23 protein-coding genes, 3 tRNA genes and 5 pseudogenes are annotated in these 26,847 nt (G+C 49.9%); 15 read left to right on the top strand and 16 right to left on the bottom strand.

Features of this window, described 5'->3' with window-relative positions:
* The first annotated feature begins 156 nt into the window (after window positions 1–156).
* The 5 genes from metN to ATN88_RS22795 all read left to right on the top strand — a co-directional run bounded on the left by metN (window position 157) and on the right by ATN88_RS22795 (window position 3,917).
* Entirely contained in the window at window positions 157–1,191 is a 1,035-nt protein-coding gene (gene metN, locus ATN88_RS22815) for a methionine ABC transporter ATP-binding protein MetN (RefSeq protein WP_067419822.1), read from the top strand.
* Complete coding sequence (locus ATN88_RS22810; RefSeq protein WP_067419821.1) at window positions 1,181–1,873, top strand: methionine ABC transporter permease; 693 nt, start codon at window positions 1,181–1,183, stop codon at window positions 1,871–1,873. Before metN ends, ATN88_RS22810 begins: the two co-directional genes overlap by 11 nt.
* A 52-nt stretch (window positions 1,874–1,925) precedes the next feature.
* Window positions 1,926–2,741 (top strand): MetQ/NlpA family lipoprotein, encoded by an 816-nt coding sequence (locus ATN88_RS22805; RefSeq protein WP_067419820.1) that lies wholly within the window; start codon window positions 1,926–1,928, stop codon window positions 2,739–2,741.
* 116 nt (window positions 2,742–2,857) lie between these two features.
* Window positions 2,858–3,622: a sulfite exporter TauE/SafE family protein gene (locus ATN88_RS22800; RefSeq protein ID WP_067419819.1), complete on the top strand. Its 765-nt coding sequence runs from the start codon at window positions 2,858–2,860 to the stop codon at window positions 3,620–3,622.
* Between the two features lie 25 nt (window positions 3,623–3,647).
* The gene (locus ATN88_RS22795) at window positions 3,648–3,917 is read left to right on the top strand and encodes a SelT/SelW/SelH family protein (protein WP_067419818.1); all 270 of its coding nucleotides are present in this window, start codon (window positions 3,648–3,650) and stop codon (window positions 3,915–3,917) included.
* Here the strand turns inward: ATN88_RS22795 and ATN88_RS22790 are convergent, their stop codons facing one another.
* The 4 genes from ATN88_RS22790 to ATN88_RS22775 are packed head-to-tail and all read right to left on the bottom strand — an operon-like array spanning window position 3,918 to window position 6,194.
* The gene (locus tag ATN88_RS22790) at window positions 3,918–4,313 is read right to left on the bottom strand and encodes a CBS domain-containing protein (RefSeq protein ID WP_067419817.1); all 396 of its coding nucleotides are present in this window, start codon (window positions 4,311–4,313) and stop codon (window positions 3,918–3,920) included.
* Window positions 4,310–4,660: a P-II family nitrogen regulator gene (locus ATN88_RS22785; protein WP_067419816.1), complete on the bottom strand. Its 351-nt coding sequence runs from the start codon at window positions 4,658–4,660 to the stop codon at window positions 4,310–4,312. Before ATN88_RS22785 ends, ATN88_RS22790 begins: the two co-directional genes overlap by 4 nt.
* 11 nt (window positions 4,661–4,671) lie before the next feature.
* Window positions 4,672–5,463, bottom strand: coding sequence for a DUF1538 domain-containing protein (locus ATN88_RS22780; RefSeq protein ID WP_067419815.1), 792 nt, complete (start codon window positions 5,461–5,463; stop codon window positions 4,672–4,674).
* The gene (locus ATN88_RS22775) at window positions 5,460–6,194 is read right to left on the bottom strand and encodes a DUF1538 domain-containing protein (protein ID WP_157490792.1); all 735 of its coding nucleotides are present in this window, start codon (window positions 6,192–6,194) and stop codon (window positions 5,460–5,462) included. Before ATN88_RS22775 ends, ATN88_RS22780 begins: the two co-directional genes overlap by 4 nt.
* Before the next feature lie 233 nt (window positions 6,195–6,427).
* Here ATN88_RS22775 and ATN88_RS22770 point away from each other — a divergent pair, with 233 nt between their 5' ends.
* Window positions 6,428–7,324, top strand: coding sequence for a TIGR01777 family oxidoreductase (locus ATN88_RS22770; protein WP_067419813.1), 897 nt, complete (start codon window positions 6,428–6,430; stop codon window positions 7,322–7,324).
* Window positions 7,325–7,397: 73 nt separating this feature from the next.
* Here the strand turns inward: ATN88_RS22770 and ATN88_RS22765 are convergent.
* A pseudogene (locus tag ATN88_RS22765) lies at window positions 7,398–9,817 on the bottom strand (ABC transporter permease).
* The gene (locus ATN88_RS22760; protein ID WP_067419812.1) at window positions 9,814–10,491 is read right to left on the bottom strand and encodes an ABC transporter ATP-binding protein; all 678 of its coding nucleotides are present in this window, start codon (window positions 10,489–10,491) and stop codon (window positions 9,814–9,816) included. Before ATN88_RS22760 ends, ATN88_RS22765 begins: the two are co-directional and overlap by 4 nt.
* Here ATN88_RS22760 and tesA point away from each other — a divergent pair.
* From tesA to ATN88_RS22745, 3 genes and pseudogenes are all read left to right on the top strand, one after another.
* On the top strand, window positions 10,490–11,092 hold the full coding sequence (gene tesA / locus ATN88_RS22755; RefSeq protein WP_067419811.1) for a multifunctional acyl-CoA thioesterase I/protease I/lysophospholipase L1: 603 nt from the start codon (window positions 10,490–10,492) through the stop codon (window positions 11,090–11,092). The two genes, ATN88_RS22760 and tesA, sit on opposite strands and share 2 nt — an antisense overlap.
* Before the next feature lie 28 nt (window positions 11,093–11,120).
* A pseudogene (locus ATN88_RS22750) lies at window positions 11,121–11,947 on the top strand (SDR family oxidoreductase).
* Between the two features lie 430 nt (window positions 11,948–12,377).
* The gene (locus tag ATN88_RS22745; protein ID WP_067419810.1) at window positions 12,378–13,232 is read left to right on the top strand and encodes a thioredoxin family protein; all 855 of its coding nucleotides are present in this window, start codon (window positions 12,378–12,380) and stop codon (window positions 13,230–13,232) included.
* 42 nt (window positions 13,233–13,274) lie between these two features.
* On the opposite strand, the gene ATN88_RS22740 is transcribed toward ATN88_RS22745, so the two are convergent.
* A complete protein-coding gene (locus ATN88_RS22740; protein ID WP_198158439.1) occupies window positions 13,275–14,456 on the bottom strand; it encodes an alpha/beta hydrolase family protein in 1,182 nt (393 codons plus the stop codon).
* Between the two features lie 138 nt (window positions 14,457–14,594).
* Window positions 14,595–14,990 carry a Cu(I)-responsive transcriptional regulator gene (gene cueR / locus ATN88_RS22735; RefSeq protein WP_067419808.1) on the bottom strand — a complete coding sequence of 132 codons (396 nt, stop codon included), beginning with the start codon at window positions 14,988–14,990 and terminating at the stop codon, window positions 14,595–14,597.
* Window positions 14,991–15,193: 203 nt separating this feature from the next.
* On the opposite strand from cueR, the pseudogene ATN88_RS22730 reads away from it, so the two are divergent.
* From ATN88_RS22730 to ATN88_RS22715, 4 genes and pseudogenes are all read left to right on the top strand, one after another.
* A pseudogene (locus ATN88_RS22730) lies at window positions 15,194–17,864 on the top strand (heavy metal translocating P-type ATPase).
* On the top strand, window positions 17,821–18,261 hold the full coding sequence (locus ATN88_RS29025) for a heavy-metal-associated domain-containing protein (protein WP_198158449.1): 441 nt from the start codon (window positions 17,821–17,823) through the stop codon (window positions 18,259–18,261). The pseudogene ATN88_RS22730 and the gene ATN88_RS29025 overlap by 44 nt, the downstream one beginning before the upstream one ends.
* 10 nt (window positions 18,262–18,271) lie before the next feature.
* Entirely contained in the window at window positions 18,272–18,706 is a 435-nt protein-coding gene (locus tag ATN88_RS22720) for a DUF411 domain-containing protein (protein WP_067419806.1), read from the top strand.
* A gap of 56 nt (window positions 18,707–18,762) precedes the next feature.
* Window positions 18,763–19,632, top strand: a complete 870-nt coding sequence (locus tag ATN88_RS22715) for a TraB/GumN family protein (protein ID WP_067419805.1) — start codon at window positions 18,763–18,765, stop codon at window positions 19,630–19,632.
* Between the two features lie 404 nt (window positions 19,633–20,036).
* On the opposite strand, the gene ATN88_RS22710 is transcribed toward ATN88_RS22715, so the two are convergent.
* From ATN88_RS22710 to ATN88_RS22700, 3 genes are all read right to left on the bottom strand, one after another.
* Window positions 20,037–20,113 (bottom strand) — tRNA-Pro (locus ATN88_RS22710).
* Between the two features lie 140 nt (window positions 20,114–20,253).
* Window positions 20,254–20,330 (bottom strand) — tRNA-Pro (locus ATN88_RS22705).
* Window positions 20,331–20,370: 40 nt separating this feature from the next.
* A tRNA-Pro gene (locus ATN88_RS22700) sits at window positions 20,371–20,447 on the bottom strand.
* Between the two features lie 258 nt (window positions 20,448–20,705).
* On the opposite strand from ATN88_RS22700, the gene ATN88_RS25695 reads away from it, so the two are divergent.
* Complete coding sequence (locus ATN88_RS25695; RefSeq protein ID WP_083539561.1) at window positions 20,706–20,846, top strand: DUF3149 domain-containing protein; 141 nt, start codon at window positions 20,706–20,708, stop codon at window positions 20,844–20,846.
* A gap of 212 nt (window positions 20,847–21,058) precedes the next feature.
* Window positions 21,059–21,643: a DNA endonuclease SmrA gene (smrA, locus tag ATN88_RS22695; protein ID WP_083539560.1), complete on the top strand. Its 585-nt coding sequence runs from the start codon at window positions 21,059–21,061 to the stop codon at window positions 21,641–21,643.
* A gap of 52 nt (window positions 21,644–21,695) precedes the next feature.
* Here the strand turns inward: smrA and ATN88_RS22690 are convergent, their stop codons facing one another.
* The 5 genes and pseudogenes from ATN88_RS22690 to ATN88_RS22670 all read right to left on the bottom strand — a co-directional run bounded on the left by ATN88_RS22690 (window position 21,696) and on the right by ATN88_RS22670 (window position 26,625).
* Window positions 21,696–22,310, bottom strand: coding sequence for a LysE family translocator (locus ATN88_RS22690; protein WP_067419803.1), 615 nt, complete (start codon window positions 22,308–22,310; stop codon window positions 21,696–21,698).
* Between the two features lie 5 nt (window positions 22,311–22,315).
* Window positions 22,316–22,603 carry a lysozyme inhibitor LprI family protein gene (locus tag ATN88_RS22685; protein ID WP_067419802.1) on the bottom strand — a complete coding sequence of 96 codons (288 nt, stop codon included), beginning with the start codon at window positions 22,601–22,603 and terminating at the stop codon, window positions 22,316–22,318.
* A 125-nt stretch (window positions 22,604–22,728) separates the two neighbouring features.
* Window positions 22,729–23,209 (bottom strand): annotated as a pseudogene (gene ybaK / locus ATN88_RS22680) (Cys-tRNA(Pro) deacylase).
* 177 nt (window positions 23,210–23,386) lie between these two features.
* A pseudogene (gene ushA, locus ATN88_RS22675) lies at window positions 23,387–25,059 on the bottom strand (bifunctional UDP-sugar hydrolase/5'-nucleotidase UshA).
* A 225-nt stretch (window positions 25,060–25,284) separates the two neighbouring features.
* The gene (locus ATN88_RS22670; protein WP_067419801.1) at window positions 25,285–26,625 is read right to left on the bottom strand and encodes a Na+/H+ antiporter NhaC family protein; all 1,341 of its coding nucleotides are present in this window, start codon (window positions 26,623–26,625) and stop codon (window positions 25,285–25,287) included.
* Window positions 26,626–26,847: the final 222 nt, after the last annotated feature.

The raw sequence follows: 26,847 nt of genomic DNA, 5'->3' as shown, positions 1-26,847 counted from the left end.
AAATTTCAAATATACGTTTAGACGTCTAGCCGTAAAAATATCTATTGACTTAGCTCACGACAATAAATAGCATCAAATTCCAAGATGCAAAACAAAAGCAAAGAATATCGCTAGCATTTTAACGTTTATTTAACACGATTTTGTCCAGGAAGGCGTATGATCGAAATAAAACAGGTTAATAAGGAGTTCAAACAGGGCACGCAAACCATCCATGCCCTGCGTGATATTAACCTTCACATTCCTCAGGGCAGGATTTTTGGTGTCATCGGTGCATCAGGTGCGGGTAAAAGCACACTGATCCGTATCGTTAACCTTCTCGAACGCCCAACCAGCGGAACTGTCACCGTCGATGGTGTTGAACTCACTTCGCTGAACGATGCTGAACTGACCAAAGAGCGTCAGAAAATCGGCATGATTTTCCAACACTTCAACCTGCTGTCTTCTCGCACTGTGTTTGACAACATTGCGCTGCCACTCGAACTGGCAGGCAAAAGCCAAGAACACATCAACGAGAAAGTGACTGAGCTACTGGACCTTGTTGGCCTTAGCGACAAGCAGCAGAGCTATCCATCAAACTTGAGTGGCGGCCAAAAGCAGCGTGTTGCAATTGCACGTGCTCTGGCAAGCGATCCTAAAGTCTTGCTGTGTGACGAAGCCACCAGCGCATTGGACCCTGCAACGACCCACTCTATTTTGAACCTTTTGCAGACCATCAACCAAAAGCTAGGCCTGACTATCCTGCTCATCACCCATGAGATGGATGTAGTGAAGCGCATTTGTCATGAAGTGGCGATCATTGGCGGTGGTGAACTGCTAGAAAACGGTCCAGTTGGCGACATTTTTGCGCACCCGAAAACAGAACTCGCGCGCACCTTTATTCGCTCAACACTGAATCTGACCATTCCTCAGGAATACGCGGAGCGTTTGCAAAGCGAAAGCCAAGGTAAATTGCCGCCACTGGTTCGCCTTGAATTTACAGGCGCAAGCGTGGATGCACCTTTGGTCAGTCAGGTATCTCGCAAATTCAATATTGATGTCAGCATCTTAAGTGCAGACATGGACTACGCCGGTGGCGTGAAATTCGGCCTGATGTTGGCGGAATTTTTCGGTGAAGAAAACGATGTGAATCAATCGTTGGCGTATTTGAAGGAACACAATATCAATATCGAGGTGCTGGGCTATGTCGCTTAATATCGCAAGCATTTCAGGCTGGTTCGTCGAGAACGAACGTCTGGTAAATCTTCTCATTGAAGCCCTAGGCCAGACCCTCACCATGGTGTTCGTGTCAGGTGCCATTGGCTTTTTGTTCGGTATCCCGCTGGGAGTGCTGCTTCACCTAAGCAAACCACGTGGCCTGCTGGAAAACAAAGCACTGAACAAAGTGCTGGGTACGGTGGTGAACATTGGCCGCTCTATCCCATTCATCATTTTGCTGGTTGCCATCATTCCGTTCACGCGTTTGGTTGTGGGCAGCTCAATCGGTACCGCAGCGGCTATTGTGCCACTGACAGTGGGTGCGATTCCGTTCATTGCGCGTCTGGTTGAAGGTGCGCTTTTAGAAGTGCCGTCAGGTCTAGTGGAAGCTGCGCAATCAATGGGCGCAACGCCACTGCAAATCATCCGCAAAGTCCTGTTGCCAGAAGCACTGCCAGGTATTTTGAACGGTGTGACCATTACCTTGATTACGCTGGTGAGTTACTCCGCGATGGCGGGTGCAGTCGGCGGCGGCGGTCTGGGTGACGTTGGTATTCGCTACGGTTATCAGCGCTTCGATGGCACTGTCATGATGATCACCATCGTTATGCTCGTGATTTTGGTTCAGCTCATTCAATCTGCCGGTGATTACCTGGTGAAGCGAGTTGACCACAGATAAATAAGGGCACTAGCCCAAACAAAATGGATTATTCAATTTAAGGAGATGCGTTATGAAATTTACTCTTAAGAAAGTGGCTGCTGTTGTCGGTCTTGCTTCTGCTCTGGCACTAACGGGTTGTGGTAAAGAAGAACAAACTGTTGATCTGAGCAAAGTAAAAATCGGTGTTATCGCGGGTGCTGAAGAACAAGTGGCGGAAGTGGCAGCGAAGATTGCAAAAGAGAAGTATGGCCTGGATGTTGAGCTGGTGACCTTCTCTGACTACGTTACGCCAAACGCGGCTTTGGAAGAAGGGTCAATTGACGCGAACGCATTCCAACACAAACCTTATCTGGATCAGCAAATCACTGACCGTGGTTACAAGTTTGAAATCGCAGGTAACACGCTGGTTTACCCAATCGCGGGCTACTCAACCAAGGTGACCTCTGTTGACCAGATCGAAGACGGCGCGCAAATCGCAGTACCTAACGACCCAACAAACCTAGGCCGCTCACTGTTGCTGCTTGAGAAGCAAGGTCTGATTGAAGTGAAAGATGAAGCAGGCCTGCGTGCAACGGTTCTGGATATCACCAGCAACCCGAAAAACCTGGATATCGTTGAGCTGGAAGCGGCGCAACTGCCACGCTCTCTGGATGACGTAACTCTGGCAATCATCAACAACACGTTCGCAAGCTCTATCAACCTGAGCCCTGAAAAAGACGGCATCTTTGTTGAAGATAAAGAGTCACCATACGTGAACCTGATTGTTGCGCGTACTGACAACGTGAAAGCAGAAAACGTACAGCAGTTCGTGAAAGCTTACCAAACTGACGAAGTGTACAACGCGGCTTCAGAAGTGTTTGACGGCGGCATCGTTAAAGGCTGGTAATCTGCCTCCTTTATTGCGAAAACCTCGAAAAGCCTGTGACCTCACAGGCTTTTTTCTTGGCTTCCCGCAACGCCCGTGTTATCAACACAGCACTTAAAATGGATTTCAGAGCGAATATGGATTTTCTCTCAACCTTGGGGCTGTTTATTGGCTCGCTCCTCGCAAACACCTTTGCCTCTCTCGCCGGTGGCGGTGCAGGTTTGTTGCAGCTTCCTCTTTTGCTGTTTCTCGGCCTGACATTCTCTGTCGCCCTTGCTACTCACAAAGTGGCCTCTGTTGCGCTTGGCCTTGGTGCTGCGCTCAAGCACTGGCGAAGCGGTAACCTCGACCCTGCACTCACGATTTACGTGACACTCGCGGGTGCTGCCGGTGTTATCGGTGGTGCCAACCTTATCCTTTTCGTACCCGGCCCTGTCGCTGAAGCCTTGCTCGGCGCCTTTATCATTGGTTTGGGCGTTTACTCGCGCATGCGAAAGTCTCTGGGACAAGAGTCCAGCCCTAAGCACCGCGATACCATGGGCATGGTCCTAGGTTGTATTGGCCTTAGTGCCATTGGGCTTCTCAACGGATCACTCACAGCGGGGACAGGCCTTTTCGTGACCCTGTTTCTCGTCAGATGGTTCGGGCTTGATTACAAACAAGCCGTCGCCTTAACCCTGGTGAGTGTCGGTTTGTTTTGGAACGGCTTAGGTGCTGTCACCCTTGCTTACGCAGGTGCCGAAATTTATTGGCCGTGGATCCCAGCACTACTGGCTGGCTCAATGATTGGCGGGTACCTAGGCGCGTATCTCGCCGACAAATACAGCAATAAAATGATTAAGATAGCCTTTGAAATTCTGACATTTATCGTCGGGGCTAAGCTATTGATGGGCGCATTCTAAAAACCTCATCAGACAAGGAGATGTGATGGTTAGCATAGAGATTTACTACTGCCGACAATGCAATTGGATGCTGCGCTCGACCTGGATGGCGCAAGAGCTACTCTCAACCTTCAGTGAAGAGATCACTAGCCTTACGCTGCATCCAGATACAGGAGGACGTTTTGAAATCCTCTGCAATGGTGAAGTGATTTGGGAACGAAAGCGCGACGGCGGTTTCCCTGAAGCCAAGGTGCTCAAGCAGCGCGTGAGAGACAATTTCGACCCAGCACGCGACCTTGGGCACAATGATCGCTAATTAGTCCGCAAGCATCCCGTACATTACGATGCTGTTGTAGCTGACGACACCCAACACTTTTCCGTTTTCAATCACTGGTGCCCGACTAATACCAAACCGTTCGAACAGTCGGGCACAGTATTTCACGTTCATATCGGGTGACACACCCAATGCTGGTTTGGTCATGATCTCATAAACATTCACGCGCTCTGGTGAGCGGTTTTTTGACAGCACTTTTTTAGCGATGTCGTTCATCAGCACAAAGCCGTATTCATCGTCTTCATCGCGCTTTTTAATCACCAAGGCTTTGATTTGACGATCTCGCGCAATACGAATTGCTTCAGCCACCGTGGTTAACCCGTCGATCAGCGCAAAGTCATCTTTCATGACATCCCTGACGCGCTTAGTTAGCTTCATAACTCTTCCTCAATCACGCTACTTAATTCTTGGATTTGATGGGCAACACCCACGGCATCTTCCACATCGAGCTGCACAGCAATCCCCTTGCCCGACGAAGCATCAAACTCACCTACATCATTGATGGTTTCCAGAATGCTTCTCGCCAAATGCTCTTCCACTAAGAACAGCACCACGTCTCGCTGTACGTCCAATGTCAGACCAAAAAAGGTTTTCTTCTTGGTCAAACCCTCACCGCGAGCATTGTTGATGACGGTTGCACCTGTCGCGCCTGCTTGCCTTGCTGCATCAAGCACATCATCGGTTTTCGAGTCTTCGATGAACGCCACGATTAACTTAAATCGCATCTGGATTACCTCTATTCTTGTTGTGCTTGCTGACGTTTCGCCAGCCGCGCCGTTATTTGGGCGTATCCCATCACCGTTATCATGGGAAACAAACTGGCAAAGGCGATAAGGCCAAAGCCGTCAATCAAAGGACTTCTTCCTGGAACTGTCGATGCAAGACCAAGGCCAAGGGCTGTCACCAAGGGAACGGTCACCGTCGACGTGGTTACCCCACCCGAGTCATACGCTAACGGTACGATAAACTTGGGGGCGTAATAGGTTTGTATCACCACAAACACATAGCCTGTAATGATGTAATAGTGGATAGCGTCGCCTGCCACAATGCGATAGCAACCAAGGGAGATTCCTATTGCCACGCCAAGCGCGACAGAAAATCGCAAGCCATTCACACTGATGGCTCCACCAGACACTTGCGAAGCTTTGATTGCCACTGCTATCAAAGAAGGCTCGGCGACTGTGGTACTAAAGCCAATGGCGGCGGCAAAAACATAAACCCAGTAGTAATGGTGCCACTCGACCACCAGCGGCATCGTTTCCCCTTCCCCAAACAAAAACTCTGGCGTGGTAAGTTGAATTGCCATCGACTCGCCAAGCGGGAAAAGTGCCAGTTCTAAGCCCATTAAAAACAATGAAAGCCCAATCAGGACATACACGAAGCCGAAGATAATGCGTCTTAAATTGGCAATGGGCTGGCGAAGCACTGCAAATTGAAAACCAAAGATGATGCAAACGATGGGGAACACATCGCGCACGGTAGAGAAAAGCGTTTCAACAAACGTTGGAATGAGAGTGCTAAACGTCATGCCACCACCATCCCGTAAACCATCACAAAGATCATGGGAGACAATGAGGCAAAGGCAATGAGGCCAAAGCCATCGACCATAGGATTTCGCCCTTTAATCACGGTTGCCAACCCCACCCCAAGTGCCGTCACCAAAGGTACCGTGATGGTGGAAGTCGTCACACCGCCTGAGTCATACGCGATGCCGATGATGTAACGCGGTGCCAGCATGGTCATCAGCACCACCAGCAGGTAGCCACCAATGATGATGAGATGGATTGGCCAGCCTTTGAGGATACGCAGCACGCCCAACATGATGGCAAAACCCACTGATAGCGCGACCGTAATACGCAACCCGTTGGCATAGGTTTCTTGCGCCGCTTCTTCCATCGCAATCATGCCGCCTTCAGCGGCAACTTCGGCGGCTTCCGCTGCAACGGCGGTTAACGCAGGTTCGGCGATGGTGGTGCCAAAGCCAAGTAAGAATGCGAAGACCATCAGCCAAAACACACTGCCTTTTCGTGCCAGTGCATGTGCCATGGATTCACCGATGGGAAACAGCCCCATCTCCAAACCGAAGACGAAGAAAGTCAGTCCCATCACAACGAGAACGAGACCCACAAGAATAGATAAGCTGTCCGGCATCGGTTGTTGCAGGACAACGATTTGGAAAAATCCAATGACAAGGATGATTGGAAGCAAATCCTTCAAGCTTCCCAGCATCGCAGATAATAATGCGGTGATTCCTTTCACATTCACTCCGGATAGCCAGATTTAAAACATCGGGGAAAGATGGAGAATGTAAATAAGCAAACTGCCTACCTAACAGTGCGCCAGTGTAAAGAAAAATACCATCACACTTTGTCTATAGGGTGATAAATGTAACAAGGTTTTTCAGAGCGTCTAACGGAAGTGCTTGCCGAAGATGATCAAATAACTGTTTGAATGCATACTGAATCTATAAAACGCATTTAGGGACGCTCACCATGCATATTCTGATCACTGGCGGCACGGGCTTAATCGGACGTGCGCTGATTGATAAGCTTTCAGACCATGAAATCACCTTGCTGACTCGCTCTGAGTCGAAAGCGCGTTCGCTGTTTTCTCGCCAGCTCAACTGCATCTCAAATCTGGATGATTTGCCGGATTTCAATGCGATTGATGCGGTGATCAACTTGGCAGGCGAGCCGATCGTCGACAAACGCTGGTCCGATCAACAAAAAGGCATTATCTGCTCTAGCCGTTGGGGCATTACCGAACATTTGGTAAAAAAGATCCTCGAAGCCGATAATCCGCCACACACCTTTATCAGCGGTTCCGCGGTTGGGATCTATGGTGACCAAGGCGACAAGGTGATTGATGAAACCTTTGTCTCTGACGCATCAGATTTCGCCCATTCTGTCTGTGAAAACTGGGAGAAAATTGCGGTTCGCGCAAAAGCGGCACAAACCCGCGTGTGCCTGCTCAGAACAGGGATCGTCTTGAGCAAAGAAGGCGGTGCATTGAAGAAGATGTTACTGCCTTACCAACTGGGTCTTGGCGGCCCTATCGGTGCGGGTAAGCAATATTTCCCGTGGATCCACATCGACGACATGGTCGGCGGGATTTTGTATTTGTTGAATACCGAGTCCGCAAACGGTGCTTTTAACCTAACCGCACCGAATCCCGTGACCAACAAAACATTCAGCGAGGCATTGGCGGGCGCATTACACCGACCGCATATTCTGTTTACTCCGCCTTTTGCCATTAAGCTTATGCTCGGTGAAGCGGGACAATTGCTGCTTGAAGGGCAACGTGTCGTGCCAAAGGCGTTGCTGGACTCAGGTTATGCGTTCCAATTCAGCGAAATCCGTCCTGCGCTCGACAATATTTTCGCTAACTAGCGAAGGGCATCGTTGAAACAGAAAACGGCGCAGATGCGCCGTTTTGTTGCCTTATTCCAAGGCAGACCTGCCACTAACGTTTTAGCGGTTCAAGCAGCCCTTTGATCATCCATGCCACTGTGATAAACACCAAACCGACGGCAAGCGTTGGCAAGCTCAGCCACACCTCTGGGTGCAATCGAACAGGCAATTCAACGCCCCACTTCAACAGCCCAGCCATAGCAAGCTCTGCACCGCCCACCGCCATACAACCAGACACTAATGCCATGATGCCGTATTCCGCCCAAAGCGTGGTGTTGATGCGTTTCTTGCTCGCCCCAAGTGTGCGGTAAAGCATGATCTCGCGCTGCCTTTCCGCAAGCGTAATGCGCAGTAAAGTAAGTAGCAGCAAGAGACCACTCACCACCGCAAGCCCCGCCAGCACAGAAAGCGACATGCTTATTTGTCGGAGGATCACCTGAATGCGCTCACTCATGGTACGCAGATCCAGCAAGGTAACGGTCTGGAAATCACGCCCCAAAGCATTGATGATATCGCTCTGCCCTTGTTCAAGTCGGAAACTCACCAGCCAGTTTGCAGGCAGAGTTTCGACCAATGCCGGGTCAAAGATGAAGTAAAAGTTAGGCTTCATGTTGCGCCACTCGACTTCGCGGATGGAATTGACGGTGGCATCAAACTCTTGGCTGTTGACGCTGAACGTCAGTACATCGCCAATGCGAAGCCCCAGACGTTGAGCAATGCCTTCTTCAACCGAGACGCCGCCTTGGCTTGGCCACTCACCCTCCATCACCACATTGTGACTCGGTAACTCATCACGCCACGTGAAGTTCAGCTCACGCCTTAATGCTTCATCTCTGTCTTGGCGATTCGGTTCTAACTCGGCATAGCTCGTTCCGTTGCGACCCACCAAACGACCGCGAATCACCGGATACGCTTCCGAACGCTGCAAACCATTTGCATCGAGGCGGCCAACATAATCATCCAACTCGTTCTTGGCGATATTCAGTGCAAACACATTCGGTGCTTCTGGAGGCAAGGTTTGCTGCCAGTCATCTAATAAATCCGTTCTTAGCAGCCAGATAATCGACAACAACATAAACGACGTTGCCAACGCGCCAAGTTGCGCGCCACTGGCGGCTGGATTACGGGTAATACGAGACAGCGCCAGTTTGAATGCTGGACGCTTAACGCGACGCTGTGCAAAACGAAGCACTAAAACACCGATTGCGGCTAAGACACTGAGCATCACCACCAAGGCCGCAAGCACCAGCCACATCAAACGGTTGTCATACGACCAAGCAACCAGTGCCAGAATAGGCACTGACGCGAGCAGCCAGCTCCACGGGTTCTTTCTTGCTTTGACTGCACCCTGTGATTGCAACACGCTAATCGCGGGTGCATCAATCAAACGAATCAGCGGAATTCCCAGCGCAGGCAGTGCCACCAACAACGCGACGAGCGGCCCTAATACCCAAGGTAAAATGCCATAGCTGGGTAGCGGCGACGGCAATACATCAGCAAGCGGCAGGCGCAGCAGATATTCAAGCCCTGCACCAAATGCCAGACCAATGACAGAGGCGAACACAATCAACATCACCAACTGTTTACTGAGCCATCTGCGCACCCAGCTTCGCTGCGCACCAAGCTTTTCACCATTGCCAGTGTTTGGGTACGGCTGTCGACATAATGCTGACACGTCAGGAGCAAAGTGGCCGCTGCCATGATGATCACCAGCACCACAGTCAGAGACAGATATCCGCGGCTGCGATCCAACATGTCACCGGTGCGGTCACCCGTGTTCTCATCAATCCAACGTTGGCCTTCTTGGACCGTATAAGCAGCTTTCACATCAGCCAATTCGCTGTTGCTACCGCTAAAGAAGTAGCGGTAATTTACGCGGCTGCCCGGACGCACCACCCCAGCGGCATCCACATCACTGTGATGCATCATGGCAGCAGGCATTTGGCTGAACGGGTTAAACGAAAGTTCGGGCTCAGAAATAATCTTGCCTGTGACAGTCAGGGTCAAATCCCCGACATCCACTTTGTCGCCCACCGACACATCAAGGAGGGTGAACAAGCGCTCTTCCAGCCAAAGCTCACCAGGCTGAACGTTGTCACGCATAGCGTCTTGTCCTTGAAGCTCTAACGTGCCGCGAAGTGGGTAGTTGCTCTCCACCGCTTTCACGCTGATGAGCTGCATGTTTTCATCACTGAACGCCATGGTGCCAAAGCGGGTTTGGTCAGACGTTTCAACGCCCAAAGCATCAAACTTGGCCAGCTCTGTTGCCGCTAGTGGTTGGTTACTGCGAAGCACCAAATCCGCGGCAAGCATTGAGCGACCTTGTTGGGTCAAAACCGACTCAATACGTCCTGCCAACGCAGACAGTGCAAACACGCAGGCAATGATAAGTGCCAGCGCAGCCACAACAGGCCAAAGCTGACCATGAAACAGTTCGCGCCAAGCCCAGCGCCAAATTAACGTTCGTCTCATGCTGCCCCCATCAATTCGCCCGCATTCAGGTGAAGCGTTCGGTTGCAGCGTTCCGCCAAGTCAGGATCGTGAGTCACCAAAATCAAGGTTGTGGCGTGGTCGCGGTTTAAGTTGAACAGCAAATCGATCACGGTTGAAGCGGTATGTTGGTCGAGATTGCCTGTCGGTTCATCGGCAAACAATACGCGGGGTTTGGTCATAAAAGCGCGGGCAATGGCGACGCGTTGCTGCTCACCACCAGACAGTTGCGACGGTAAATGGGTTTCACGGCCGGAGAGCCCAACAGAATGAAGCAGTTCCATCGCCCGTTCTTCATCCTCGTCATCCCCGCGGATAGTGCAAGGTAAGAGAACATTTTCGAGCGCGGTGAGAGAGGGAACTAAAAGAAAACTTTGGAAGACAAAACCAATAGATTCCGCACGAATCGCAGCACGCTCATCGTCGGTTAATGCAGAAAGTGGCGAGCCTAATAGCTCTATTTCGCCCTGACTTGGCGTATCAAGCCCTGCGAGAAGTGTCATCAGTGTCGATTTACCCGCACCTGAAACTCCAACTAAAGCAATGCTTTCCCCCTGCTCGACCTGAAGGGAAACATCCTGCAAAATGGTTAGAGTCTGCGCATTGGTCGTCACTATTTTTGAGACGTTGTTAGCCCTAATCACTGGAGTTGTCATGTTTCGTATCCTTACATTTTGTCTTTTGATTGTTAGTCACAGCAGTGCTGCACAAACACTGATGGTACTGGGCGACAGCTTGAGCGCTGGCTATCAAATGGCCATAGAAAAGAGTTGGCCTTCACTCATGGCACCACAACTGGCAGATCAAACGCCGGTAACCAACGTCGTTAATGCCAGTATTTCCGGTGACACCACAGGCAACAGCCTTGACCGACTGCCCCAACTGCTGGAACAACACAAACCGGATTGGGTGATGATCGAATTAGGTGCAAACGACGGACTACGTGGCTTTCCGCCAAAGAAAATACGTTCCAACCTAGAAGAACTGATCACCATGAGTACGGAAAGTGGTGCAAATGTGATGCTGATGCAAATCCACATTCCTCCTAATTATGGTCAACGATACAGCAATGCTTTCGCCAATATCTATCCAGAGTTAAGTAAAGAAATGCAAATCCCACTTTTGCCCTTCTTTATGGAGAAAGTCGTGATGACCGACGGCTGGATGATGTCAGACGGCTTGCATCCCAAAGACATTGCTCAGCCTTGGATTGCTGACTTTATGACAGAGCAAATGTCTCCCTATCTCAATCAATAAGGCTCCATTAAAAAGGAATATGACTTTCATGACGAAATCGGTCTTAATCACCGGATGTTCAACGGGGATAGCTACGCCTGTGCTCATGCACTGCAAAAGCAAGGGTTTGATGTGATTGCTTCTTGCCGCGCTCAACAAGATGTTGAAAAACTCAAAGCTGAAGGGCTTCATTGCATACAGCTCGATTTAGCAGATACAAACAGCATTCTCTCGGCAGTAGAGACAGTGAAAGCACACACAGGCGGCACACTCTACGGTTTGTTCAATAACGGGGCGTATGGACAACCGGGCGCGCTGGAAGACTTGCCGACCGATGCTCTCAGAAAGCAATTTGAAACCAATGTGTTTGGTTGGCACACCTTAACGCAAGCCGTCATTCCCATGATGATGAAAAACGGTGCCGGACGCATCGTGCAAAACAGTTCGGTACTGGGGTTTGTGGCCTTAAAATATCGCGGTGCGTATAACGCCAGTAAGTTTGCGATTGAAGGTTATACCGACACATTGCGTCTTGAGCTGGAAAATACCCCCATTCAAGTGAGCTTGATTGAACCAGGCCCGATAGAAAGCCGCTTTCGCGCCAATGCGTTGGCTGCTTTTTTTGATTTTATCAACTTGAATGACAGCCGCCACGAAGCGGAATACCTCAAACAAAAACAGCGCCTTGAGAGTGAAACCTCCGGCAACAAATATACTCTGCCATCCGAGGCCATTGTTGAGCCTTTGGTTCATGCGCTGACTGCCTCACGAGCCAAAATCCGCTACCGTGTCACCAAGCCAACGCAGTATATGGCGATAAGTAAACGTCTGCTGTCTTCACGCATGTTGGACAAATTGTTGTCCAAAGGCGGCTAAATGCGAACTTTGTCGAAAAAATAGACTTAAAAACAATTTGCTCATGTTCACAGTACTGTAATAAACACTTGTTATTCTCCTTACCGTACCGTGAAACACCTGCCACCTTCTTCCTCTTCGATGTGAAGCGAGTCGGATCAGGCCGTGAACGGGGATTACAAAAAGAACTAAATTATCCCTAAAGGAGCCGGACTATGTCCTTAAGTCAACTGAACTGGCTCTGTTTGAGTGTTACGCTGGCAGTTTTGCTTGTGTTCTAAGTCAGCGTCTCATATCGACGAGCGCAAAAAGAAGGCCGCTGTGAAGACAGCGGCTTTTTTGTTTCCCACCATTTCAAAGTGATACAGGCAGAAGTTCGCACCTTCATGCCTTGAATTTTCGCGCCGCTCCCCCCACCTTTAGACAATAAGTCATTAGATCAGGCAAAGCCATGCAACCGAATTACATTGTTGAACTTACCGAGCAGAACTTTCAGCAGATCCTGGAAGGCTCCGTAGAGACTCCCGTACTGATCCATTTCTGGGCGCAAATGAGCCCAGAAAGCACAGAGATTATTCCCGCTCTTGAAAAGCTCGCACACGAGTACAGCGGCGCATTCACTTTGGCACTCTTGAACTGCGAACAGCAGCAAATGCTTGCGGCACAATTTGGCGTTCGCTCATTGCCTACCATCGCACTCTTTAGTAATGGTCAGCCTGTTGATGGCATCGCCGGCCCGCAAACGGAAGACTCAGTGAAAGAGCTGTTGAACCGCCACCTGCCTAGCCAAGACGAAATGGCGTTCAAACAAGCCCAAGCGTTGATCGCCGATGGCAACTTCACTGACGCACTGGCTCAGCTCAAGTTGTTGGAAGCATCGCTGGGAGAGCTTGGTGTGTTCAAGCTGGCGTTGGCCGAGTGTTATGTTGAAACGCAGCAGTACGATCTCGCGGAAACCATTTTGGGCACCGTGCTAATGCAAGATCAGGATGCGCAATACAAAGCACTCGTGGCAAAAGTCGAGCTGCACAAGCAAGCCGCTGACACTCCAGAGATCCGAGAACTTCAAAAAGCATTCGATGCCGACCCTGACAATGCCGATCTCGCCTTCGAGCTTGCTATTCAATACAGCCAAGTGAATCGTCAAGAAGAGGCGCTCGAGCTATTGATTGGTCTGCTGCGCAAGAACCTGAACTTTGCCGATGGCGATGCGAAGAAAACCATGATGGATATTCTGGCTGCTCTCGGCCAAGGCAATGAACTGGCAGGCCGCTACCGCCGCCAGCTTTATGCACTGCTCTACTAATCTGCGATAAAAGAAAAGCCGCTCATTGAGCGGCTTTTTTTGTTAGTGCAGCACCACTTCCACCCCGTCGACCGAGCCTGGCAATGGCGTGCCTTTGAAGTGGTGGTCAAAGAAACCCAGTATTTGTCTGTTAGATGCCTGATGCATGAACTTAGGGTCAATCTGACCAGTCAACCCCACAAAGGACACGCCTGGCAAATGGTTAACATCAGAAAAATTCATGTGTGCCGCACCTTTAAACAAGACTTCACAATTTCCTTCAGAGGCCAACGAGGCGAGCAGTGTCTTGTTCACCCACGCCATACTCTCTTGTGCTGGCGGTGTGCTGGTGTCTCCATACAAGACACAAATCGGCGCACTTTGATCGCTCACAGAACTTGGATAGATGAAACTGTCCAGCGACATCGCGGCTTTTATTTGCGGGTTGTTAAAGGCCAAATGCGCCGCGACGCTGCCGCCAAAAGAATGCCCAAGCGCACCAATTCGTTCGGCGTCTAGCTGGTTTGCGAAAGGAAGATCAGGATGCGTTGTCGATAATGAAACCAGCGCATTCAGCACTACCTCATTGTTACTTGCCCATTCTTGGATAGTAGCAGGCATGGATTTAAAAAGACCCGCTTCCAGAGCAGAGGACGCCGCAACCCATTGTTCGAATGATTGACTGGCACGCATAGCCTTCGAAGTTCTATCACCAATATCGACTGCCTGTGCAATTTCTTCTTGCGTTAGAGGGGCGCGTTGATAGACCAGCACGCCCTCCGCATTTTTACTCACCATGCTGTGCATTGGATGACTGAGCGACAACACGATGTACCCCTGGCTCGCCAGCTCTTCCATTTGGGTCAGGTTTTGAGTGGCAAACGAGCCAAAGCCATGATTAAACAAAAGGACAGGGTGTTTACCCTCCGCTGCCTCTGCATTGATGACGGCATGAGAAGGTCGAGTATCTTCTAGCAATGCGGCGGGAAGACCTTGTTGCTGAGCAAAGGCTTCAGCGAGATAAGTATCCATATAGGGGAAGGCGGTTCCTTCGTTTGTGCTGGCCGGATACCAAGCAGTGACTGGTACCCACGTTGCGCCATCTTTGACTTCAAACTCACTGATGCCAACGGCATAGCGACCAGTCGGCACCGGTTTTTCGGGTGCTGGCATCAAGAAAAATACGCCAACCAACACAAGTACCAACGCCAAAATGGTACCACCAAGAATTTTAAGCACTTTCATCGCCATCTCCAGACGCTATCCTTTGAGACTGAATGCTCTCACGGCTTTGATGAAACGCTTAATAAGCAACCATTTCCTTTTGTGCTTATTGGATTGACTTCAAAATCAACAGGTATTTATCTCAGTGTTTCACACCGATCACTCTTCGCCTTTCGATAAAGCTTCTATGATTGGACAGCACGCACTGTCATTACCCGGGCAGGAGCTTGCCAAGGTTTTCAACGATGTCTTCATTGCTTGAAGCTCTTTGATTTTCTCATCGATCTCAGAGATCTTCTCCAGTGCTTTTTGCTTCACATCTGCACTGCGTCGATTAGGATCTCGCGACATCTCAAGCAACTCCTGACACTCGTCCAAGCTAAAGCCCACTAAGCGCGAACGTTTGATCATCTGCAATTCACTGATATGACGGTCGCCGTAATCTCGGTAGCCATTCTCGCTACGGTGAGGTTCACTGATCACACCTTTTTGTTCGTAAAAACGAATTGTTTTGGTTGTAAGACCCGTCAGGCGAGCTACTTCATTTATTTTCATTATTCACTCCTGTCAAAAACGACCCTTGACCTTACAGTTGGTGGAAGGTTTATGCTTCGGCATTATGAACAATAGTCCTGCTCGAACGCAAGTTGCAAATCGGGCATAAGGTAATGGTTATGGCACTTCAAGACGTATCGACATCGCCGATCCCAACCGCTGAATCCACATTCAGAACCCTGCCCCTGCAAGGTCTGAATTGCATGGGCTGTGCGCGCAAAGTGATTGCCGCGGTAGAACCTATATCCGGCGTGACCACAGTGGACGCTACTCCGACATCTCTGACGGTTAACGCTGATGTACCATTGAGTGACATCATCAATGCGGTTGAGTCTTTGGGTTATCGCGTTGGTCAAACTGTCACTGTGCCGTTAGCAGGACTCAGTTGCGGACGTTGCGTCGCGAAACTGACTACTGCTTTTGAGCAATCGCAAGATGTCTTCCACGCTGACATCTCCAAAACAGAAGCCAGCATCACGGGACTGTTGGATCGCGCGAAAATCACCGCCATCGTCGAGGCAACGGGCTATCAGGTTCCTGATGAGTCTGAATCCGACCGAAGCGGCCTGTGGATGCGGTTACCGACATTCAAAATGCCACCGTAGACCGCACGTCAGATGCAACAACAACACCCGCGACATCAAGTAACGCGCCAACTCAACAACTGATCCTGTCAGGCATGACCTGCGCAAGCTGTGTCTCTTCGGTAGAAAAAGCACTGAAAGCCGTTGCGGGCGTTGAATCGGTCAGCGTGAACTTTGCTGAAAGAACCGCTTCGATTAAAGGTGCAGCAAACGTAGAAACGCTTATCCATGCTGTGGAGGAAGCGGGTTACGGCGCAGAAGTCAGTGAAGATGAAGCGACACGCCGTGAACGCCAAGCCGTGATGCATGCAGAGCAGTTTTCTGAACACAAGCGCAACACATGGCTGGCACTGGGTTTAGGTGCACCGCTGATGGCTTGGGGTTTGCTGGGTGGCTCAATGACCATCGAAAGCACAGCAAGCCAAATTGGCTGGGGCATTATCGCGCTAGTCACACTCGCGTTGCTTTGCACCTCGGGTAAACACTTCTTCGTGAACGCTTATAAAGCCGCGCGCCACCACAGAGCGACCATGGACACCTTGGTGGCACTGGGTACCGGTGCTGCGTGGCTTTACTCTGCTGCGGTCGTCATCATGCCAGCACTCTTTCCTGAGCAAGCACGACACGTTTACTTTGAAGCCTCAGCCATGATCATCGGCCTGGTCACTTTAGGCCATGCGTTGGAAGCCAGAGCACGTGCATCTACGTCAAAAGCGTTAGATCGCCTGCTGGACTTGCAACCGCAAACCGCATTGCTGATTGAAGATGGCAAAGAGCGCGAAGTGTCATTAGCGGATGTACAAGCTGGCATGTTACTTCGTGTAAAACCGGGTGCAAAAATCCCAGTCGATGGCGTGGTAGAGAGTGGCGAAAGCTTTGTCGACGAGTCGATGCTGACAGGCGAGCCTTTGGCGGTGCGAAAAACCCAAGGCGAAACACTCCATGCTGGTACGGTTAACCAAAACGGTAGCTTGGTCTTCAAAGCAACCGGCATTGGTAGCGACACCATGCTGTCGCGCATCATTAACTTGGTAAGACAAGCGCAGAACAGCAAACCGGCACTAGCACGTATGGCAGACACAGTATCAGCCATCTTCGTCCCGACCGTCATGATCATCGCGATCCTGACCGCATTGGATGGTACAACTTCGGCCCCGATCCAAAGTTAAGCTTTATGCTGGTCACTGCAACAACCGTGCTGATCATCGCTTGTCCTTGTGCGTTGGGCTTGGCAACACCCATGTCAGTAACAACGGGTGTGGGTCGCGCCGCTGAACTGGGCGTACTTATCCGCGATGCAGAATCGCTCCAACACGCTGCGAAAGTAGATACTGTGGTGCTGGATAAAACCGGCACGCTCACCGAAGGTAAGCCACAAGTGACCTCGGTTGTCGCCCTGCAAAGTGAGCAGAATGTGATTCTTCAAATTGCCGCAAGCCTCGAGCAAGGCTCTGAGCACCCACTGGCCAAAGCCGTGTTGGATGCAGCAGAAAAAGAATCGCTGACTTTGTCCGTCATTCATGGCTTTGAAGGCATTCCAGGTAAGGGCCTGAAAGCCGACATCGACGGAAACACGTACCTACTAGGTAATGCGCGACTAATGCAAGAACAAGGCATAGATACCGACGCCTCTGATAGCCAAGCACTAGAGCTTGCAAAACGCGGAGAGACAGCCGTTTACCTTGCCAGCAACCAAGTGCTTCTTGGCATTATCGGGATCAGTGACCCGCTTCGTCATGACTCCGCAGCAGCGGTTGCAAGGCTTCAACGACTGGGCTTTGACGTTGTCATGCTAACAGGCGATCACCCAGATACGGCAAAAGCCATCGCCGCGCAGGCAGGCATCAGTAATGTGATTGCGGGTGTGCTGCCTGACGGTAAAGCCGATGTAGTCACTCAACTTCAGGCACAAGGCAAAAAAGTCGCCATGATTGGTGATGGCATTAACGATGCGCCTGCCCTTGCGAAAGCAGAGGTCGGTATCGCAATTGGTAGCGGTAGTGATGTCGCTATTGAAAGTGCGCAAATGACCTTAATGCGTCACTCCATTGATGCGGCAACCGATGGTCTGCTGTTGTCAAAAGCCACGCTTCGCAACATGAAAGAAAACTTGTTTGGAGCATTTATTTACAATTCTCTGGGTATTCCAATTGCAGCGGGTGTGCTATATCCCCTCACCGGTTCGTTGTTAAGCCCAGTGGTCGCAGGTGCTGCGATGGCATTGTCCTCCATTACCGTAGTGAGCAATGCCAACCGTCTGCGTTGGTTTAACCCAAGCAAGAGGAAGTAATCATGCTGGTAAATCTCATTGGGCTTGGTTTGATCGCACTGATCATCTGGTGGTTTTGGATTGCTGGAAAGACAGACACCAAATGAACCGTGAAGCGAACAACGCATTTTGCGTATCACGAAAACTAAGATTGAATGCCGATGTGTCTGATGATGTGCTGAAAAAGCTGTCTGCGATAAACGGCGTTCAGTCAGTCACCAACGGAAAACGCAGTCTGGTGGTGACATACGATGCACGAGAGGTTTCTCTCGAATACATCGAGAGGAAGGTATCGCTGCCTTACTCTCAATCACTGTGGCAAAGACTGAGGCGCAGTCTTTACCAGTTTGGTGACAGGAACTTAGCAGATGGCGCGAAACACGCGCCTCACTGCTGCAATAAAATATCAAAGCGTTGAGGAGACAACGATGAAAAAATTGCCTAAATTGGCCGCATTTTCGCTGGCAATGCTTTCTGCGAGCACCATGGCTGCAACCGGAATCACTTATAAATCCCCATACTGCGGTTGCTGTAAAGAGTGGGTTAAGCACATGGAAGAAAACGGCTTTGAAATGAAGTCTGAAGACCATGTCAACATGAACCCAATCAAAATGAAGCTAGGCATCAAACCTCAACTTGCGTCTTGTCACACGACAGTGATTGATGGTTACCTGTTCGAAGGCCACATCCCAGCAAGCGACGTGAAAAACTTCCTAGAGCAAAAGCCTAAGCTGGCGGGTCTGGCAGTACCGGGTATGCCAATTGGCTCACCAGGCATGGAATATGGCGACCAGAAAGACCGTTACGATGTTATCGGCTTTTCTAAAAATGGCATGACCATGGTGTACAACACCCACAACTAAGAAAGACTTTTGGTTGCTAAGTCTCCATACTGGGTAAGTTCTGGTATGGGGGCTTTATGAAAAAACTGTTACTTCCTCTTTTCTCACTGCTTTTTGCAGCTAATGTCATTGCAGAGCCGACTGTATGGCAAGCCCAAAGAGGTGAACTGAATTTTGTCCTGATGGGCTCTGTCCACATGGGAAAACCAAGTTTTTATCCCCTCCCCCAAGAAATCACTGACGCCTTCAGTGACAGCGAAGGCCTCATTGTCGAAGCCGACCTTTTCAACGATACCCAGTTCACCGTACCAGCTGGCGAAGCATCAAAAACGTTTTTGAATGCTCAAGAGCAAGTGACGCTGAACAACATTGCTAAAGATGTAAGCCTGCCGCCTATCGCGCTTCAAAACATGCCACCGTGGCAAGCAGCCATGGCGATTCAACAAGCACAGACCCAACAACTGGGCCTTGAGCCTCAACTTGGCATTGATGTGCATTTCCTGACGCTGGCACAGCAAAAAAATATCCCCATCATTGCGCTGGAAACCGTTCAGGAGCAGTTGGACTTTATTTCCTCAATGAGAGACGACGGTCTGCCCCTCTTACTCGATACCCTAAATCACTGGGAAGAGTCGCAAGAGATCATGCCGTGTATGATTGATGCGTGGGAAGCGGGTGACAGCCATGCCCTGACTGATGTTGTCGATGAGATGATGGAAGAGTCAGGTGAGCTTGAAGAGGTGATAATCACTGACCGCAATCGCCGCTGGGCGGAAACCTTAAGTAATACCGAGCATTTCAGCCAAGGCGTCTACACAGTTGTCGTCGGTGCGTTACACCTCTATGGCAATGAGGGATTACTTGATTTGCTAGAAGATGATGGCTTTACAGTGAAAGCCCTTAATGAGGGTCAAAAGGTCAGTTGCAACATGTCGTTGCCAAACTAGCGTTCATGGTGAGTGGTATTAACCACTCACAACAACTTTCGTTACGATCATCGAAACGAGAAAAAGCAGAATAAACCAAAGATAGATAGATTTTTTCATTCCAATTCCTTTGCCATTGCTCAGGGGCACCTGAAAACTGCCCCATTCTAGCGCACTCCCGACGCATCAAAAACCCTGCATTCGTTTCGAGAGTTTTCACGACAAACAGAAAAGCCTCGCTTTAACGCGGCCTAAAACGACGAAAGCCTGCTCATTGAGCAGGCTTTCTAATAGTGGTCGGTGAAGAGGGATTGGAACGGGGCGGCCTTCCGTACCCGGCCCATCATGCGGCACGCATGACTAACAATCACTTTTCACTTTCCCAATACGACGAAAGCCTGCTCATTGAGCAGGCTATCTAATGGTGGTCGGTGAAGAGGGATTCGAACCCCCGACCCTCTGGTCCCAAACCAGATGCGCTACCAAACTGCGCTATTCACCGAACTAAATTTGTTTTCACTTGGTTTTGCTATTCAGAGGGTTACCCTCTGGTCCGCTATTCCCAGGAGCCGAGATGCGCCATCAAACTGCGCTATTCAACGACAATGTTGCTTAAGCTATTCAGCTCAAGTCTTGAATTAGTGGTCGGTGAAGAGGGATTCGAACCCCCGACCCTCTGGTCCCAAACCAGATGCGCTACCAAACTGCGCTATTCACCGACGATGTTGCTCAAGCTATTCAGCTTAAGACTAGAGTTAGTGGTCGGTGAAGAGGGATTCGAACCCCCGACCCTCTGGTCCCAAACCAGATGCGCTACCAAACTGCGCTATTCACCGACTGTTTCCAAGTACGCTGTACGCCTTAGAGGTGGCTAATAATACTCATCCTTGGCCCAGACTCAAGTGTTTTCTCACGTTTTTGACCTTTTACGGACCGTTCGCTCAAAGGATCACCAAGACGGGTGAAATGCGACCACAAACACACCATAGACAGTCACGTGCTACTAACCCCCGATCCATTGATCTGGATCATCGTTGAAACTTTCACCAATTGGCAACCTATCTGTAACGTTTACAGACAGAGGACACTCAAACATGGATTTCTGGTTAGACCTACTTTTCGGCAACGCTATCGGCCTCTCCTCAATGATCGTGATTTTTGTGGCTCTGGGCATGATCAGCTTTATGGGTTGCTTCTTTGTGTACAAGGCAATGAAGACGCCTGAATCAAACTAATTATTCAATACTAGAAAGTTTCAATTCTCTCCATTTGCTTACGCCAGCAAGGCTTTCTTGCTGGTTTTTTTCATTTCTACGCGCCTTTATTTCTGGTCAGAGAACTATTCAAGACACCAATGCAACCTGCATACGCCACCCGCTACTGTCGCTTGGGTATCGTGATCAATTCGGTATATACTCTGGCGATGCTTCACTAACCCGCAAAGACCATGAACGGTAACAACGAGTTCGATTTATTTCGGGAGATGATGTCTGACGTTGCGCCTATCAAGCACGATACGGTTGATACAACGGCACAGGCTCACAAACCAACAGAGGCGCAGCTCGCTCGCCAAGAAGCGGCGCAGTCGCTGTCTGAAGGTGATCCAGAATACCTTTCTCTGGATTACGCAAAAATGCTCAAGCCTGATGATATTGTGGCGTTTAAACGCTCCGGTGTTCAGGACGGTGTATTTCGTAAGTTAAGACTGGGCAAGTATGATGCCCATGCGCGTCTGGACTTACACAAGTTCACCTTGAAAGATGCTCGTGACGAGATACTGAAGTTTCTCAAGCAGTGTCAGAAAATGGATATTCGTACTGTGGTTATTGTCCACGGTAAAGGCGAGCGTTCCAATCCACCAGCAATGATGAAAAGCTATGTGTGCCAGTGGTTGGAACAAATCACCGACGTGCAATGTTTCCACTCAGCGCAGCGTCACCAAGGTGGAACGGGTGCGGTTTACGTGCTTTTGAAGAAAAGCCAAGAGAAGAAACTCGAAACCCGCGAACGCCACTTGGCGCGCAAAGGTTAAAACGAAAAAGGCACTCAATGAGTGCCTTTTTGCTAAGTACGGTTTGAGGTATTTAGAGCGCAACAACCACACGTGCCGCCAAGCCAATCAACACGACGCCGCAGAGCCTGTCGATAAGCACCGCACGTTGCTTAAGCTTTTCCAACATACGACTAGATGAAAGCACCAGCGCCACAATGGTATACCACAGACCGTCGATGATAATCGGCGTCAGTACAATGATAGAACGGCTGGTAATGTCAGTCCCGATGGCAACAAACTGGCTGAACAGAGCCAAGAAGAACAATGCCAGTTTAGGGTTGAGGACTGAAATCATGGCACCGTCTCTGGCCGCTTCAAGCAATGTGGTTTTCTCGCCTTTTTCCAATTTGGCAGCAACGCCACCATTGGCACGAATAGATTTAATACCGAGCCACGCTAAATAGGCCGCACCCGCGTAAGCGATACCTTTAAACACCATCGGTGATTCTTGAAGGATGACAGCTAGACCCAGCAAGGTAAGCACAGCATAAAGGCCAACCCCCAGCGCGTGCGCCCACGCAGCGACTATGCCATGTAATCGCCCACCTGCCAGACTATGTCTGACCATTACCACAAGGCTCGGTCCTGGCGACATTGCGCCTAACATACAGACCAACACCAGACTCAGCCAAACAGACACACTCACTTCGCTTACTCCTTGCTACCCATTAAGTGCTTCAATCGCGATATTTGCTCGTTGGTGACATCAATCATGCAATTTAAGTACGCCTGACCACTCCCTGATCCAGACGCAAATGTTGCCTCGACGAGCTTGCATTGCTTGTTACGCCAATCTGAAAAACCTTCGTACGCTTTCGCAGCAGAGGCTTCAGCATGACCATGCGAGGTCACTTGGTCCAACTCAGACATTTTTTGGCTTAGCTGCGCCTGTACATGTCCGAGCTTACTCTCAGCCATAGAGAGGTAATTATCGAGCAAGCGGTCACTTCAACATGCGTCTCATTGGTTTTATAGCACTCCAGAAGCGTTGATTTCTCAATCGCCATGGAAGAAAAAGAGACCAAAGAACCCAATAAAATAACTTGCCACGATACGCGCATGTTTTATTTCCCCTGCTTACCGATTGTTGCCATTTTCCCCTGTGTTAGTGAGAGGAGATCGGAAGGAGAAAGTTCAATTTCGAGGCCACGTCGACCTGCACTAACGTAAATGGTTTCAAAACCCTCTGCGCTGGCATCAAGAAACGTTGGCAGGCGTTTTTTCTGGCCTAGCGGCTAATGCCACCCACGATGTACCCTGTGGTTTTCTCGGCGATATCCGGGTTAGCATCTCAGCTTTTTTTGCACCCGCCGCTTTGGCCGCTGATTTCAAGTCCAATTGCCCTGATACAGGGACAACCGCTACCGCCAACTTTTTCGGGTCACCATTCATGGCAAACAGAAGCGTCTTAAACACGCGCTCAGGGTCTTGTCCGAGTACGCTTGCCGCTTCCAGCCCAAAGTTAGTGTTATGTGGGTCATGCTCATAGCTGTGAACATGAAAGGAAATGCCTGCTTTTTCCGCGAGGGTAATTGCCGGTGTCATCCGATAGATCTCTTGTTGCTAGCGAGCCGCTTTAACAAGTTTGATAAAGCAAACCCTTATAAATCGTAAGCTGATAATGACATAGAAAAAGGCACTGTCACCAGTGCCTTTTTTGTCATTGTTCCAATTTTCTCAAAGCGGGACATTTCCCTAACCGAGAAGCATTGATCTACTCAATTACTTGTAAACAATTTCACCGTTTGGTGCATAGCTGTTTACATCAATTGGCGAGTTCTTCTCAAGGAAGTCTTTCAGCACTTCAGCATCAACGAAACCTGTGTTGACGTTGCCTGGGTGGTCGCTGATTTTCGGATAGCCATCTCCGCCCGCTGCATTGTAGCTAGGTACAGTGAAGCGGTAGGTTTTGTTTGGATCCAGTGCTTCACCACCAATCACTACATCGCTAACGCCGTCCGGAGAGACAGTCATCGAGATGCCGTAGAATTGCGCGTATGCACCCGAGTCAACTGGCTTGGTCGCTACCACATTGAGGTAATCCAGCACTTCTGCGCCCGTCATGTCGGTGTAGGTCACCATATTGCCGAACGGTTGTACTGTCAGCACGTCTTTGTAAGTAACGTCACCGCCTTCGATAGAGTCACGCACACCGCCAGAGTTCATGACTGCGAAATCCGCTTTTGCGCGATCCATGTGCGCTGCTGCGATCATACGGCCTAGGTTAGTTTGCTCGAAACGTACAACGTTACGGTCACCTTCCAGTTTACCGCTGGTTTCAGCAATCTTGATATTTAGCTGATCTTGGCCTTTTTCCTGATACGGTTTCAGGAAGTCGTACATCTCTTTGTCTTTTGGAATCTCGTTTTGGATGAAGACGCGTTTCTTCTCGCCGTTCACCTTCACTTTCTTCTTCAAGTTCACAGGGATCAGTCGTAAGAGACCAGATTCAATTCACCGTTACGGAATTCGAAATCAGCCTTACCGACGTATTTGCCCCACTCATGCGCCTGAACAATCCAAGTGCCGTTTTGTTGGTCTGGCTTACACTCATCGCCTGGCTTGAACGACGTGTTGTACATGTTTGGGCCTTCCATACAGACAGGCTCTTGTGAGTGACCACCCACAATCATGTCCAACGTGCCTTCGTCCAAGTAACGCGCCAGAGCGACGTCACCCGGTGCGTTCACGCCGCGGTTACCATCTTCGTAGTGGCCCATGTGCGTCGCCGCAATGATCATGTCAGGCTTTTCAGTTTCTTCGATTTCAGCAATCAGCTTCTTCGCTTCCGCTTTAGGGTCGCGGAACTCTAGCTCGCCGATAAATTCTGGGTTACCAATCTTCGCTGTGTCTTCGGTGGTTAAGCCGATAACCGCAATGCGCAGGCCGTTTTTCTCAAACATTTGGTATGCCTGATACTTACGCTCGCCCGTCGCCTTGTCGTAGATGTTTGCCGATAACATTGGGAAATCTGCCCACTGCATTTGCTTCTCAAGCACGTCCAGCGGGTTATCAAATTCGTGGTTACCCAGAGCCATCGCGTCATAACCGATCATGGTCATGCCTTTGAAATCCGGCTCTGCATCTTGCAGATCTGACTCAGGTACACCAGTGTTGATGTCACCGCCTGACAGAAGCAGTACGGCAGAACCTTTCGCTTCAGCATCTTGGCGCAGATTGTCGATCAGCGTTTTACGCGCTGCCATACCGTACTCACCATATTTGTTGTGCCAGAAACGGCCATGGTTGTCGTTGGTATGCAAGATGGTGATGTTGTAGGTGGTGTCAGGCTGCCAGCCCGGTGGGATGTCCGTATTTTGCGTGGTTGAACAACCAGCCAGTGAAGCAAGCAACGCAGCACTGATTGCTGCTTTAAGAGAAAGGCGATCCGTCATGGGGTGTACCTATTATTCTGTTGATAGTGCGAAAAGGGATTTCCGCGTTAACAAGATGAGTGTGTACTCACACTGTTATGGTTAACGTAAATAATCGTATTTCACGATGTAGTCTAAATAGTTACGCCAACCATCACATTCTTCTTTCAACAAAGTGCTAGATGGATCACCGAATCACACCCAAATCGCGGAGTTTTCGCTCAGCGATTTGGGTGGAGGTTTTTATTATTTGCCGTGCTGGCCTTTAGAGCGGGCAATGGCAAATGCCGCAGCAATCGCCAGCAGGAAGCAGTAGTAAGACTGGCTAACAACCGCCAGTGGAGACAGTTCGAAAATAGAGCCGAGCAGCAGTGCTTGTGCACCGTATGGCAACAGACCTTGGATAACACACGAGAAAATATCCAGAAGGCTTGCGCTGCGTTTAGGCGCAACGTCATGTTGTGTCGCCAGTTCTTTCGCTACGCCACCAGCAACAATGATTGCTACCGTGTTGTTCGCGGTACACATATTGGTCATGCTGACCAGCAGCGCAATGCCTGCTTCGCTTGCGCGTGGCGAGCCTTTCTCTGCGGCTTTGTCTGCACGCGCCATAATCAAACGGCTCAGCTTGTCGGTAACGAAAGCTAGACCACCTTGTTGACGCATCAGCTCAGCCAGACCGCCAATAAGCAAAGACAGAAGGAAGATTTCCTGCATGTTGCCGAAACCTGCGTAGATGTCTTTGCTGAACGCCATCATGCTGTAGTCAGGTGTTTGAACAATGCCAACGATACCTGCAAACACGATACCGATAGACAGTACGACGAATACGTTCATACCAGAAACAGCTAGGATCAAGATGGTCAGGTAAGGCAGAACCGCCAACCAATCCACATCTGATGCAACCGGAGCTTGTGTCACTTCGTTCGCAAAGAAGAAGATCACCAGAGCAACCAATGCCGCAGGTACAGCAATCTTCACGTTCTCGCGGAACTTGTCTTTCATGTGACAGCCTTGCGAACGCGTTGCCGCAATCGTGGTGTCAGAAATGATAGAAAGGTTGTCACCAAACATCGCACCGCTTAGCACAACACCTGCCATCAGCGCAGAGTCAATGCCCGTCGTTTGTGCGATACCCAGCGCAACTGGCGCAACCGCTGCAATGGTACCCATTGATGTACCCATCGCGGTTGCGATGAAGGCTGAGATCAGGAACAGACCCGGCAGAATAAAGCTCGATGGCAATACCGCCAGACCCAAGTTTACTGTTGCATCAACACCGCCAGTTGCTTTAGCAACAGCCGAGAATGCGCCTGCAAGCAAGTAGATAAGACACATTGCGGTGATGTCGCGATGCGAAACACCTTCAATGAATTGACCAATCGCTGCATTGAGCTTTTCTTTGCTCATCAATACAGCAAGAACAATGGCTGGTAAAACCGCTATCGGTGCAGGCAATTGGTAAAAGGCGAAGTCGACGTTTTGCGCCGAGAAGTAGATACCAGTACCGATAAACAGGCAAAGGAAAAGCCCAAAGGGCAAGAGCGCGAGCGCTGAAGGTTTGATTTGTGATTGCTTCTCTGTCATGTTGTGTTGCATATTTTTTGTGATGTGAAGCGCAGAGTAAAAGGAAACGTTTTCCCCGTCAACAAATAGACGTCTAAACGTCTCTTTATTTTATCCCTCCCCCCCTGCCAACGGTGAAAGTTCATGCCGAACATGACGCTCTAACCATCAATCTGATCACAAGCCAAACACTGAACCAAGATCTCGAAATTGTTTTGTCAATTCATCGTGTTGTAAAAAAAC

Source organism: Enterovibrio coralii, assembly GCF_001559595.1.
Lineage (GTDB): Bacteria > Pseudomonadota > Gammaproteobacteria > Enterobacterales > Vibrionaceae > Enterovibrio > Enterovibrio coralii.
This window is presented reverse-complemented; position numbering and strand designations above follow the sequence as displayed.